Here is a 12242-nt window from a genome sequence, read left to right on the forward strand (position 1 = left end):
GGGGAGAAGCTTGTAGTAACTTGGGTTTCAGAGAATAAGGTGAAAAAAACTGTGGCTGCCCGTGTTTCTGCTGTCCCTAGTGCTGGTCATCGTCGTTACGATCCTGAGGCGATCGCCCACTACTACTGGCGACATCCTTGGCAAGTCATCTGGCGGTTCGTTCACATTTCGGTATCTTTCTTAACATTTTGGCTGCTGTTGCAGTGGGACAAGTGGCTGGGTCAACAGGAAAGTCAGCGTCCCCTGCGGGCAATGCAACTGCGCAAACTCCTGATCCGGTTAGGCCCAACCTTCATCAAAGTCGGTCAAGCCCTCTCCACTCGCCCCGATTTGATTTCTCCCGACTACCTCGACGAACTCACGCTTCTGCAAGACAAACTGCCTCCCTTTCCCAACGAGGTTGCCATTGCCATCATTGAGCGGGATCTGCACTTAAACTTGGGGGATATTTTTGCCGAATTCTCACCCCAACCTGTGGCCGCCGCCAGTCTTGGCCAAGTCTATCGAGCCAAACTCCACAGTGGCGAGGAAGTGGCTGTCAAGGTGCAACGTCCCAATCTCTTGCCCGTGATTACTCGCGATCTCTTTTTGATCCGCCTTTTGGTGCAGTGGATCAAGCCTTGGCTACCCATTAACCTCTGCCACGACCTACGGGACATTGTGGATGAATTTGGCTGCAAGCTCTACGAGGAAATTGACTACCTCAATGAAGGGCGCAATGCCGAGAAATTTGCCGCCAACTTCCGCGACGATCCCACGGTCAAAGTCCCGAAAATCTATTGGGAATACACTACTGAGCATGTGCTCACCCTGGAGTGGATCCATGGCATTAAACTCAGCCGTACGGATTGCATGGTGGCGGCGGGCGTCAATCCCGATGAGCTCATCCGTATCGGTGTAATTTCTGGTCTGCGGCAACTGTTAGAATTTGGCTTTTTCCATGCAGATCCGCATCCCGGGAACCTCTTTGCCATGCCCGATGGCCGTATCGCCTACATTGACTTTGGCATGATGGATCAGCTGGAGGAGAGCACTAAAGAATCCCTGGTGGATGCCGTGGTTCATTTGGTGAACAAGGACTATCAAGCCCTAGCGGTGGACTTTGTCAAGCTGGGCTTTCTTACTCCGGAAACGGATATGACGCCGATTATTCCTGCCCTGGAGTCGGTCTTTGAGGAGGTGATTGGCTCCAGTGTGCGGGAATTCAACTTCAAGGTGATCACCGATCGCTTCTCTAAGTTGATGTATGCCTATCCCTTCCGTGTTCCCGCCAAGTTTGCCCTGATCATTCGCTCCCTAGTGACCCAAGAGGGCATTGCCCTATGCCTCAATCCCAACTTTCGCATTGTCGATGTCAGCTATCCCTATGTGGCACGGCGTCTGCTCCAAGGAGAATCGCCCCAACTGCGGCGACGGCTATTGGATATCCTCTTCAAGGATGGTCGTCTCCAGTGGCAACGACTAGAAAACTTGATTGCGATCGCTCGGCAGGATCAGCACTTTAACCTCGCCCCAACGGCCACCTTGGGCTTGCAATATCTCCTTTCTGAGGAGGGACAGTACCTGCGGCGGCAAATTGTGCTAGCGTTAACCGAAGATGACCGTCTCCACACCGAAGAGGTGCAACGCCTTTGGAATTTGGTCAAGTCTGATCTCCGTCCTCTCTTCTTTATTGATGTGGCATGGGAAGCCCTCAAGGCCTCTGTTTCCCACACGCTCGGTAAAGAAGAGGACAGCAATTCCTTGGTGGTGGCCCCCTAAGGGTTGGCAGCGGTTATTAACCTCCCTGAAGTCAAAGAAGGATTAGGTATCCCGTGTTTGATCCACCGATTGTCTTGCTGCTGGCCGGTATTTTTATGGGATTGACCAGTGGCAAAGCCTTTGAGGCCACCCTCAAGCAGAGCGTCCAAGAATGGAACCGCAGTCGCTCTACTCGTGTTCTGAGTCAGTTGCGCGGGCCCCAGCTGCAGTTGCCCTACTTGGGGATTGCCATTGGCATCTGGCTTTTCCTGATGGCGGGATTGTGGACCTATGGTTTTGGCCTGGGGCTGAGTATGATCATTGCCTTCGTGCTGACGATCGCCACCGCCCTGTTGGTGTGGTATCAATTGGGGAAAGTGCTGACCATTTTAAGTACGGGTGGCTCCCGTGCCCTTGATCTCGATGCCCTTGAAGCCAAGGAATAGTTCTCTATAGTTCCGAAAGGAGGTGTTGTGGATTTACTGACCCAAGTGGATGAACTGATTGCCAACGCCCCTGCTGACCCTGCAACGGTGGCGGCGGTACAGGCGATCGCCCCCATCCTCTACGAGGAAGCCCAGCGCTACGGGCAAACGGTTTACTACGTCCTGCAAACCCGGGATGGCCAATGGCAGGTGATTACCCTAGAGGAACAGCAACCTCCCCACCAACAAAAAAATGTTATCCACGCCTACGGCAGCGAAGCCATGGCTCAAGAGGCCTGTGATGAACAGGTGATCCCAGTGGCCATGCCAATTATTCCCCTCCTGTTTCAACTGTTGGCCGCAGAGCCAGTGGATAGCCTGATGATCCTGGAGGCGGATGGGGAGCGCGGCTGGGAAGTGGGGCGGCAATGGTTACTGGCCCAAGTACGCTCAATCCTCAGTGCCCCCCCAGACATTGCCTAGGAGGGAAGCGGCTCACCGCGAATGGCCAAGTCTAGCAGTTGGATGGGGTGGTATATGGGCACTGGGCTACCTTGCGCTTGCAGATACTGCCGCAACTGTACCGTGCAGCCCACATTGGCTGAGACAATGACATCGGGGTGCGTATTCAGTAGGTTGCGCACTTTTTGGCGTCCCAATTCGGCTGCCACATCCGGTTGGAGAATGTTGTAGACGCCGGCACTGCCACAGCACAACGCCGCATCCAGTGGTTCTCGCAGTTGCACTTGGGGAATTTGGCGGAGCAGTTGCCGCGGCTCAAGGCGGATTTTTTGGCCGTGGATCATGTGGCAGGCATCTTGATAGACCAAGGTGAGGGGGCGATCGCCCAAGGGATGTAAGGCCGTCACCAAGCCCTGCTTGACCAAAAAGACCTGTACATCCTCAACCTTTTGCACAAACTCGCGGGCGCGATCGCTATACTCAGGGTCAGCCGCCAACAGGTGATGGTATTCCTTGAGGGTATGGCCACAACCCGAGGCATTGATTAAGATGGCCTCCACCTTAGCGGCAGTAAAACAGTCAATCATTTGGCGAGCCAGGGTTTGCGCCTGCTTCTGTTCCCCTTGGTGATGGGGTAGGGCACCGCAGCAGCCCTGTTGGCGTGGCAGCACTACCTCAAAACCATTGGCACTTAAGACGGCGATTGTGGCTTCATTGACTTCAGGCAAAAAGAACCGTTGCACACAACCAAGAATCACCCCGACGCGGCCCCGCTGTTTCCCTTGGGCGGGTACCACCTCAGGAAAGGGAACGCGAAATGTCTTTGCCGAAAGGGAGGGCAGCATTTGATACATGGCCGCTAGGGACTTCGGCAGTAGCCGTTTGAGGAGTCCCAGGCGCTTTTCAAGATTCCCCAAGCCCAGTTTTTGGTAGAGCCACAGGGGCCACAGGAGCGCCCGCAGCCGTTGGGGGTAGGGCAGCGTTTGGAAAATGAACTGCCGCAGCCAGCGATCGCCCACGGGACGGGAATAATGACGCTGCACTTGCACCCGGGTGGCCGCAATCAACTTATCGTACTCGACCCCCGAGGGACAGGTGGTGACACAGGCCAAGCAACCCAAACAGGAATCAAAGTGCTGTACAACATCCGCTAATTGTACTCGCCCCTCGTTAATCGCATCCATGAGGTAGATACGGCCACGGGGGGAGTCCATTTCTGTGCCCAGGACCCGATAACTGGGACAGGTCGAGAGGCAAAACCCGCAGTGGACACAGGCATCAATCAGGTGTGGATCGGGCGGGCGAGCCACAGGATCAGTTGCAGTCATTCGGAAGTATTAAAACTTGTCTAGAGATTGCCGACAAAAACGCCAGTGCCAAAGACACCCGTTGCATCCAATTGTTGCCTAAGACGCCGCATCAATTCAAGGGCGTTGCCGCGATAGTCCCAAGGATCCAGTTGCTGCTTGAGGCTCAGGGGTGCGGCTAAGACAGTGACATAGCCCCGTGGTAACCCTTGGCGCAGCCTGAGAATTAGTTGACGGAGATCATTCTCCTCTCCGTGGAGATAGGCGTAACCGACCCCGGCACTCATTTCGCCTCGGCACTCGCAGGCCAATTTCCTTGCCAACTGCTGCAGCTGGGTAAGGGCGGGCAACATCTCCTGCAATGGCACGCCGATTTTGAGAATCACTTGCTCGGGGGTGGGGTGGAGGGTAATCCCTGGGGGGGCTTTGGGTTCAAGTTGTAAATCATGGGTCTGGGCAATGTGGCTGAGGCGATCGCCCAAGGTGCCCGCAGCCAAGACTTCCCGCAGCGTATGAAACTCCAGTTCCAGTAAGAGTGCCCCCGTTCCTTCAAGGCGCAGCACACAGCGCGCCGGCGCCAGGGAACTCGTTAAAATTGCCGCCAATCCACTGGCCAAGGCAGAGACTTCTCCCCGCAACTGCCAAATTTGTACCGCATCGGGCAGGGGATAGACCCGCAACGTCACCTCTGTCAGGATTCCCAGCGTGCCATAGCTACCGATGAGCAGCTTCATCAGGTCATAGCCGGCCACATTTTTGACCACTCGCCCCCCGGCTTTGACAATTTGGCCATCGCTGCGAATGAACTTGACCCCCAATAACTGATCGCGCCAGGACCCATACCGCTGTCGTAGGCTGCCATTGCTTTGGGTGGCCAAGCAGCCGCCGAGGGTGGCTGTTTCCCGAAAGAGGGGATCCGCTGCAATCCATTGCCCTGCGGGCGCCAGGTGGTGCTGCAGGTGTTGCAAGGGGATGCCCACTTGGGTGGTGACGGTCATATCGGCAGCCGCATGATCAATGAGCCTGCACCACGCCGTTGTCCGCAGCAAAATATCTGCCTGGGGGGTGTTTCCGAGCCAGTTGAGTTTGGTACCTGCCCCCATGGGCAATACGCGCCAGCCTTGCCGTTGGGCACAGGCAATCACTTCTGCCCCGGCTTCTGGGGTCGGGGGAGTCACCAGCAGGGCATGCTCAGGCAGATAGGGACGCAGGTGGGGGGCGCGATCGCCCAATTCAGCAATAGGATAAACAGCAGCATCCCCCAAGAGTGCGGTTAGGGTTTGCTTCATGGATTGCGGGTGGGCACTTCAAAGACAAAGCCCTCATAGTATAGGAGTTGGCCGTCCTCACTTTTGACAGGGCGAGCGCATTCGCAGATGGTGGTGATTGTTTGGTCAGCACGATACACTTTGGAAACTAAATTGCGCACTACTCCCCGGGTTTGAATCTGTTGCTGGAACTTCTGCCAACTGCTGTCATCCACGTAGGGGCGTTGGTTGTGGTGCTCAATATCCGCTAACCAGTCTTCAGCATCGGCATAGCCATAGATGCGTGCTAGGGCATTGTTCACTTTGAAGTAAACCCCCTCGGGAGAACTTTGGTAAATCCCCACCACGGCCTCCTCAAACATTTGGCGATACTGTTCTTGCGCTGCTTGCAGTGAGGCCACCAATTCACGGCGCTCTTCCGCAATTTCCTGCAGTTGCTGGTTTTGCTTTTGCAAGAGAGCATTCTTTTGCCGGAGCTTCCGCTGTAGGAGGGCGATCGTCAACTGATTTTTCACCCGTGCCAGCACTTCCGCCTGCTGAAAGGGTTTGGTGATGTAGTCAGCGCCACCTATTTCAAAGGCCTTGACCTTGTCAAATACATCATCCAAGGCACTAATAAAAATAATGGGGATATGCTTGGTCTTGGGATTCTCCTTGAGGGTTTGACAGACCTCATAGCCACTCATATCGGGCATCATGATGTCCAGCAAGATGACATCTGGAGGTTCTGCTTCAATACCCATGAGCGCCATTTGGCCGCTGATGGCGCCACGCACATCATAACCTTCCAGTTGCAGCAGGGTTGTTAAAACTTCAACATTTTCGGGGGTATCATCGACTATTAAAATGCGACCAGCCCCTGAGTCAAAGAGGTCGGTGGTCATGCACGGGTCTCCCAATGGCGATTGTTTGTCAGCGCCCTGACACTCCCCATCCTATCAAAGTTTTTTCTGAGTGCTGGCGATCGCGCCGCCACATTTGCAACCCGCAAACTCTCCAACAGTTCGTACCTGATCTTTTCTATACCATGGGGGCTGACCGCCCAGCAACGACGGGTATCAATGACAACAAACTGGGACAATTTTCGCAAAAACCTTGGGGAATGGCAGGGCTCCTTTACGGCGGTCAGCCCTACGGGGGAACTGGGGGCCTCGGTGCCTTCTATTTTGATCCTTGCCGATACTGCCGATGGCCAGCGAGTGCGCTTTGAACTACGACGCTTTGGCAATGGCCTCGATCAGCCCCCCACCAGTGAAACGGTGCAGGAGTACGCCACCATTGGCCGCCAAAATGTCTTTTTTCCGACGGGGGCCTTTTCCAAGGGCTCGTTGCAGGTGGCGCCCTTTGCCGAGTTTGGCGCCGAGTATGGCTTTGTCATGGGCGATCGCCGGCTACGGTTTGTCCAGCTCTTTAACAAAAATCAGCAGTTAGAGTCCATGACCCTGATTCGCGAGTTTCGTGCCCACACTCATGCGGTTGAACGTCCTCCCTTAACTGTAGATCAGCTCCTTGGCGAGTGGCGCGGCACCGCCTACACTGTCTATGCCGACTGGCGATCGCCCACGGAAACTCCTACCCAGCTTCGCCTTTGGCGGGAGGGCGATCGGCTCTACCAACTGCTGCAAACCCCCGACCACGAGGTGAAAACAACGGCCACAATTGCGGGTTCACGGCTCCTCTTTAGCGATACGGATCAACCTAAGCAGGTTGTGCTGCTCCCCGATGGCACCTCTAGCCTCACGCCCCTACAGGTGTCCTTTCGTCAGCCCTTCTTTGTTGAGGTGGGCTGGCTGTGGGCAGAGGGGCAGCGGCAGCGCCTGATTCGTACCTATGGCGATCGCGGCGAATGGGTCAGTGCAACTCTCGTTGTCGAAGAACGGATAAACTAAGCATCCCCAGTAAGAGGGGAAGCAACCAATCCCCGTAGCGGCTGTAGAGGGTCTGGGTCTGCCGCCGCCAAATCGTTGCAGCATGAATCACAAACTCGTCGGCGTTTGAGAGCCAGAGGGTTTCTCCCGTAGGTGCAATCACCGCGGAAAGGCCCGTATTGGTGGAGCGCCACTAGCCAGCGATCGCCTTCGACGGCGCGCAACACATCATGGCCGTGGTGCTGGGTCATGAGTTGGCGACGGTAGGGATCATTGTTGGCAACACTGAGGATCAACTCCCCACCATGAACCAGTTGCCAGCGACTGCGGTGGGAAAAGGCGGATTCAAAGCAAATCAGGACAACTGCATTTCCCCAAGGGGTGGTAAAGATCTGTTCAGGGTCTCCCGGAATCAGGCGCGATCGCAAGGTGGATAACCGCTGCACCACTCCTGCCAGCCAATCGGGAATATATTCCCCCAATAGGACAAGATGCACTTTGTTATAGTGACTGTCAATCTCACCGTTGCCATCGAGGGTCAGGAGCACCTGATGATGCCCCCCTGCCGTCTCCATAAATGTTCCTAACCACAGGGGCACACCCGCTTCCCGCACTACCCGAGTGATGGGATTCATTTGCTGCCGTTGCCAGAGAATGGGCAGGGCCCCCTCAGGGGTTAAGACAGCATCAACCCCGCAACCCACGAGTTGGCGATAGCCTTGGGCATAGATCTGCCAAGCGCGGCGGATCCCCTCTGGAGTGAGCTTTTCCCGTGTTGGGATATTGCCTTGGATCAAACCTATCCGTAGGGGTTCCCCGTGATCTGCAATGGCACTGGCACCTAAAACCCCATTGAGGGCGATCGCCCCCCCGAGGGTCATTGCAAGCCAAACCCTTGCCCCTGGGTACCGCCGCAGACGGAAGGTAACTAAGCCATTCACTGTCATTACTACCGCTGTCATGGTGGTCGGCCCCGCCAGACGACCCAGTTGCACCAGTCCCTGGGGGCTTTGGGTTAGGGATAAACTAATCCACCACAGGGGGGAATGGCTCCAGAGGGCTTCCAGGGCACACCACAGGGTGACACCCCATAGGAGTTGCCAAGGCGCGGATCGCCGCACCCCATAGCGCGCCATCAACAAGGCCCAACTTCCACTCAGGGCGGCCCCCCAAGTGCTGAGAAACAGCCAAATGCCCCGCGAAATCAGCCAACTGGGCACTGGGGCAATGCCGATCCACGTGAGAGGATGCAAATCCCACACCCAAACTAGGCTAGTGCCATAGAACCCCAAGCCCCAACACAGGCCGGCGATCGCTGCCCATAGCGGCGATAAAACCTGACACTGCCACCACAGGGGCACAATGCCCACAAAGGCCAGGAACCAGCCGCTCACTGGCGGTAGCGCCAACTGCGTTCCCCAACCGGCGATGCCTAAACCAACGCACAGCAGCCACCTAGGCAATACTTTGGCGTTTGCGTTGCTCTTTGGGGGAAGGCGCCACATACCAGTGTCCTGCCTTAATCAGTTCCCGCTCTAGTAAAGCAAAAAAGCGCTGGCGATCGCTGCCACGCACGACGGCTAAATTGTGGGCTTCTGCCAAGGCCACAGGGTAACCCCGGCCTTTTTCAATTTGGGCTGCCGTCAACGAGACGGCTTGTTGCCATAGGTCTGGATCCTGGGCCACCCATTGAGGTACTTCCAAGCGCACCACTTCTGAGCCACCATGGAGGTAGGCAACGTAGATGTGATGTTCGCCGTAGTGCTCCAAAATGCGGCTGCGGCCACGCCAGAGGGAACTATGCTGTTGCGGTGCTAAGTGCGCTTGCCAGAGGAGCACATCCCGCAGGGAATCAAAGACCTGACAAGGGGGGCGATCGCCGGTTACCTCGAAGCCAGTCTGACTCGTCTGACCACAGTGGAGGGCACAGTTGGGTTCAGGATAGGGGCAAACCCCCAAGCGCAGAAAATTCACCGTTTCCTGACTGCGGGAGGCACTGACATACCCCACCAAGGGGATTCGCTGGGCTCGCAATTGATCCCAAGCAGCTAAGATTGGCCTCAACAATTCCTGCCGCACCATTGGCGGCAGTGATTCCCATCCCCAGAAAATGAGTGAACCATCCACAAGGGCTAAGCTGGGAGCTTTCTGATTTTGAGTTTGAATGAGTTCAACAAGGCCGAGAATTTCCGCTTGGGTGCGGCGGTAACGTAACCAATCCTCTAGGGTGAAGCCCCAGCCCCGCGATCGCCCCAATTCATCGGGGTCATACACCAACTGCGGCACGCTATCTAAATGAGGGCGCTGGCCTTGACCGTAGGCGATCGCCACCCGTCCTACGTTAACCAAATAGCAATAGGCAATTTCGTGGGGACTGGGGGCAATTTGCGAACCATCGGTGGCAAAAATCGTATGTGCCCTTGGGGCAGGCGGGACAGTGTGCTTTACCGTCAGCGACTCAATGGGTTCAGCTGCATTAAAGGCAAAGGACTCGCCCCACGCTTGGAGGGCTTGGCGATAGTGTTCTGGACGTTCCGCCATTGCTGTGAGGACTGCGAGGGCACGGGTCTGTTTTTGTTGGATAGCGATCGCCCCTTGGCGGATCAGTTGACCCACCGTTGCCATTTGAGCAGCCACTTTTACCAAGTCCAACACGGTTTTCGTCTCTGGTTGTCTCTAGAACTAACAGAGGTCGTCAAGCCCAGCTCGAATAGCCAACCGATTTTGGAGCTTCAAGATGCCTCTCTATCAGTTTTACTGCTGTAGGCAGGACATGTCTGACAGAGGGGCGATCGCTGGCCCAATCGAGTCAGTGAGCCTTAGGCGCAAAATTCCAACTGTACCCCCATAACTCTATCAGGGGGCATTGTGAAAGCAGCTTTATTAAAATTTGTTACGAACGGGAACTTCCCGCAGGTTCACCCCTGGGCTGTGGGTACCCTAGGGGAGTAAAGAATATGGTTCCTTAAAAAGCAACAGCAATTTTCTGAAGCATATTCTATGGATTGCATAAATCTATAAGGTGTATAAAAAGCTGACCCCGTAGTATACTTACGTTTTTTGAGTAATGGATTCTACTGGCACAAATGGTCATGAGAATTGGAGAACTCTTACTGAAGGCAGGATTAATTACAAGCGGTCAGCTCCAAGTTGCCCTAATGGAGCAAGGGATGTATGCCAACCTGCGTCTTGGTGAAATTCTTGCCCTTCATGGTTGGTTATCCCAAGAAACAATTGACTTTTTTGTAGAAGAGTGGCCAAAACTGGCTCAAGATAAAGAAAAACGTCCTATTGGTTTTTACCTGAAAAAGGCAGGTTTATTAACGCAAGAGCAGATTAATCAAATTCTCAAGGAGCAGTGGCAAGCCAGCTATCGCTTTGGGGCATTGGCCGTCCTCAATGGCTGGGTGAAGCAGGAAACAGTAAACTTCTTTCTAGAACATATCAACCCAAATGCCCTCAAAGAAAGTGTCCGCATCGAGGAGGCCACATCATCAGTTGTCAACCGACTAACCCCGCAAAGTCGCAAGCATGCAACCAAACATTCAAAACAATCCTCTGTATCCCTGAAGAAGCATTTAATCGATCCAGAAGACTTGTCGGACATTGACCTTGAATATTGAATGGCTAAGTCAGCCTGGAAAGAACCATTACGCCACCCCCTGAAATAAAAAAAACTCGCACTAGAGGTAACTCCAATGCGAGGGTAATCACGAATCACTCTTGAGAGAGGACAATCACATCCGTGGACTAGCTCATTGTGGCAGGACTGCGATCGTAGCTTGTCCAGAGATGGGGCTTAATTTTGCCCTGAATTTGGTTCCAATAGTGACCTGCGGCCGCAGGTAACCCCATTTGGGCAATCATCCGCGTCAGGAGGGATTGTTCGCGGTTTTTGATCACTTGGTGGTGATGGGTGAGAATGACCCGCGACAGTTGATTGAGATCAAGCGCTGGCATATTCACTCCACTGGCTGGGTTGGCAGTAGGAGCTGCCGTCGGATTCACGGCTTCCCCTTGACCAGTACGGTAGGCCACGCCGCGATAGATAAGATCCCGCACCGGTTGAGCCGGCGGATTTACTGCGTGGGTACAGTGGTAATTCCAACCCCGGTATTTTGCCACGACATCAGTTGCTGCGGTCTGTACTGCCGGAGGAACGTAATCGTATTGGACGCCGCGATAGGTGAGTGTGGTTTTCATAAGCATCGCCCCAAATTATCTACTAGGTGGTTTTCGTCAACTGAGGCGCGTTCCTTCGGGACAACTGCCCTACTTCCGTCTTCGCTGCTCACCTAAGTTTTTAGGTGCTTTTCAGCAAAGATGAACGATTTATTTCTGTATCTAATTTAACAGTTTTGGCATTATGAAGGCAAGTATTTACAAAAATTTACACTAGAAGGCGCCCCCCATGTTCTAGGGGGGTCTAGATTTAGACAGGGATGGCCTTAAATCCCAGGGGCGTGGGTCAGGATAATGTGGCGATCGCGATCGTAGGTGAGCCAACGTTCCTGCCGCAGCTTGCCCAGAAGGCGGGTCATGGTCACGCGACTCGTGCCGATGGCTGTTGCCAGTTGCTGATGGGTGAGGCGGACACTGTAGCGTGTACCCAGGGGATGAGGTTCACCAATTTCTTGCTTCAACAGCAGCAGTAAATGGCGTAATCGCTCCTCAATGCGGCGATGACTAGTAATTCCTAAGAGACCTTCCGCTTGCCGTAGGCGACGAGCTAGACCGCGCACAAGGCTTTGGGTCAAGTTGGGGGAGGATTCCACCTCCACGAGCGTAAAGAGCATCAGCTCTGTCTTGGCAAGGGCCTTGGCTTGGTAGGCCATTAAACTGGTCAAGGGCAAACCAAAGGCAGTACCTGGTGTCGCCAGTCCCACCACCACTTCTTCACCATCGGAATGCAGCAGATTCAAGAGGACGACACCCCGGCTCACTAGCCAAACCCGTTCTGGCTCCATCCAGATGCTGTCCCCGATACTAAACGTGTGCACTCGCGCGGCGGAGCGCCAGCGTCCATCCACAGGAGGAGTGACTGCAGCGGTGGAGACGTTTGCCATGGCGGTAGAACCTCAAGCAAAGGAACCAGCCCTTAGGTGTGTGCCGCAGAGATGGGTTGTTCTGCCCACATTCCCAGTGTTTGTGTTCTGGGCAACGTTAGCTAAA

The 12242-nt window shown here is 54.6% G+C and carries 12 protein-coding genes and 1 riboswitch; of the genes, 5 read left to right on the forward strand and 7 right to left on the reverse strand.

All coding sequences use genetic code 11. The features are described 5' to 3' along the window. Nucleotides 1-39: 39 nt before the first annotated feature. Genes Q0W94_RS11725 through Q0W94_RS11735 form a run of 3 tightly spaced genes read left to right on the forward strand, consistent with a single transcriptional unit; the run spans nt 40 to nt 2648 of the window. Nucleotides 40-1761 carry an AarF/ABC1/UbiB kinase family protein gene (locus Q0W94_RS11725; protein ID WP_297759441.1) on the forward strand — a complete coding sequence of 574 codons (1722 nt, stop codon included), beginning with the start codon at nt 40-42 and terminating at the stop codon, nt 1759-1761. Nucleotides 1762-1814: 53 nt separating this feature from the next. Next, entirely contained in the window at nt 1815-2186 is a 372-nt protein-coding gene (locus Q0W94_RS11730; RefSeq protein ID WP_297759444.1) for a hypothetical protein, read from the forward strand. 27 nt (nt 2187-2213) lie between these two features. Continuing rightward, nucleotides 2214-2648 (forward strand): hypothetical protein, encoded by a 435-nt coding sequence (locus Q0W94_RS11735; RefSeq protein ID WP_297759446.1) that lies wholly within the window; start codon nt 2214-2216, stop codon nt 2646-2648. On the opposite strand, the gene Q0W94_RS11740 is transcribed toward Q0W94_RS11735, so the two are convergent. Genes Q0W94_RS11740 through Q0W94_RS11750 form a run of 3 tightly spaced genes read right to left on the reverse strand, consistent with a single transcriptional unit; the run spans nt 2645 to nt 6086 of the window. Continuing rightward, on the reverse strand, nt 2645-3955 hold the full coding sequence (locus Q0W94_RS11740; protein WP_297759448.1) for a (Fe-S)-binding protein: 1311 nt from the start codon (nt 3953-3955) through the stop codon (nt 2645-2647). The two genes, Q0W94_RS11735 and Q0W94_RS11740, sit on opposite strands and share 4 nt — an antisense overlap. Nucleotides 3956-3975: 20 nt before the next feature. Next, a complete protein-coding gene (locus tag Q0W94_RS11745; RefSeq protein ID WP_297759450.1) occupies nt 3976-5223 on the reverse strand; it encodes an FAD-binding oxidoreductase in 1248 nt (415 codons plus the stop codon). Then, a complete protein-coding gene (locus Q0W94_RS11750) occupies nt 5220-6086 on the reverse strand; it encodes a response regulator (protein WP_297759452.1) in 867 nt (288 codons plus the stop codon). Before Q0W94_RS11750 ends, Q0W94_RS11745 begins: the two co-directional genes overlap by 4 nt. A gap of 177 nt (nt 6087-6263) precedes the next feature. On the opposite strand from Q0W94_RS11750, the gene Q0W94_RS11755 reads away from it, so the two are divergent. After that, on the forward strand, nt 6264-7091 hold the full coding sequence (locus Q0W94_RS11755; RefSeq protein ID WP_297759454.1) for a DUF3598 family protein: 828 nt from the start codon (nt 6264-6266) through the stop codon (nt 7089-7091). On the opposite strand, the gene lnt is transcribed toward Q0W94_RS11755, so the two are convergent. Beyond that, on the reverse strand, nt 7088-8575 hold the full coding sequence (gene lnt, locus Q0W94_RS11760) for an apolipoprotein N-acyltransferase (protein WP_297759456.1): 1488 nt from the start codon (nt 8573-8575) through the stop codon (nt 7088-7090). The two genes, Q0W94_RS11755 and lnt, sit on opposite strands and share 4 nt — an antisense overlap. Next, entirely contained in the window at nt 8526-9725 is a 1200-nt protein-coding gene (locus Q0W94_RS11765) for a DNA double-strand break repair nuclease NurA (RefSeq protein WP_297759458.1), read from the reverse strand. Before Q0W94_RS11765 ends, lnt begins: the two co-directional genes overlap by 50 nt. A gap of 437 nt (nt 9726-10162) precedes the next feature. Between Q0W94_RS11765 and Q0W94_RS11770 the strand changes: the two genes are divergently transcribed. Continuing rightward, the gene (locus Q0W94_RS11770) at nt 10163-10693 is read left to right on the forward strand and encodes a hypothetical protein (RefSeq protein WP_297759460.1); all 531 of its coding nucleotides are present in this window, start codon (nt 10163-10165) and stop codon (nt 10691-10693) included. Nucleotides 10694-10820: 127 nt separating this feature from the next. Here the strand turns inward: Q0W94_RS11770 and Q0W94_RS11775 are convergent, their stop codons facing one another. Next, on the reverse strand, nt 10821-11273 hold the full coding sequence (locus Q0W94_RS11775; RefSeq protein WP_297759462.1) for a DUF4278 domain-containing protein: 453 nt from the start codon (nt 11271-11273) through the stop codon (nt 10821-10823). Between the two features lie 44 nt (nt 11274-11317). After that, nucleotides 11318-11402: riboswitch (Glutamine riboswitch) on the reverse strand. Nucleotides 11403-11518: 116 nt separating this feature from the next. Beyond that, the gene (locus Q0W94_RS11780) at nt 11519-12136 is read right to left on the reverse strand and encodes a Crp/Fnr family transcriptional regulator (protein ID WP_297759464.1); all 618 of its coding nucleotides are present in this window, start codon (nt 12134-12136) and stop codon (nt 11519-11521) included. Nucleotides 12137-12242: the final 106 nt, after the last annotated feature.

Source organism: Thermosynechococcus sp. (assembly GCF_025999095.1).
In the GTDB taxonomy this organism is placed as follows: Bacteria; Cyanobacteriota; Cyanobacteriia; order Thermosynechococcales; family Thermosynechococcaceae; genus Thermosynechococcus.

Bases quoted from the DNA above. Each gene is read 5' to 3' on its own strand.
- Q0W94_RS11740 (WP_297759448.1), bottom strand. From the start codon at position 3,955: ATGACTGCAACTGATCCTGTGGCTCGCCCGCCCGATCCACACCTGATT.
- lnt (WP_297759456.1), bottom strand. From the start codon at position 8,575: ATGTGGCGCCTTCCCCCAAAGAGCAACGCAAACGCCAAAGTATTGCCT.
- Q0W94_RS11780 (WP_297759464.1), bottom strand. From the start codon at position 12,136: ATGGCAAACGTCTCCACCGCTGCAGTCACTCCTCCTGTGGATGGACGC.
- Q0W94_RS11770 (WP_297759460.1), top strand. From the start codon at position 10,163: ATGAGAATTGGAGAACTCTTACTGAAGGCAGGATTAATTACAAGCGGT.
- Q0W94_RS11775 (WP_297759462.1), bottom strand. From the start codon at position 11,273: ATGAAAACCACACTCACCTATCGCGGCGTCCAATACGATTACGTTCCT.
- Q0W94_RS11750 (WP_297759452.1), bottom strand. From the start codon at position 6,086: ATGACCACCGACCTCTTTGACTCAGGGGCTGGTCGCATTTTAATAGTC.
- Q0W94_RS11745 (WP_297759450.1), bottom strand. From the start codon at position 5,223: ATGAAGCAAACCCTAACCGCACTCTTGGGGGATGCTGCTGTTTATCCT.
- Q0W94_RS11755 (WP_297759454.1), top strand. From the start codon at position 6,264: ATGACAACAAACTGGGACAATTTTCGCAAAAACCTTGGGGAATGGCAG.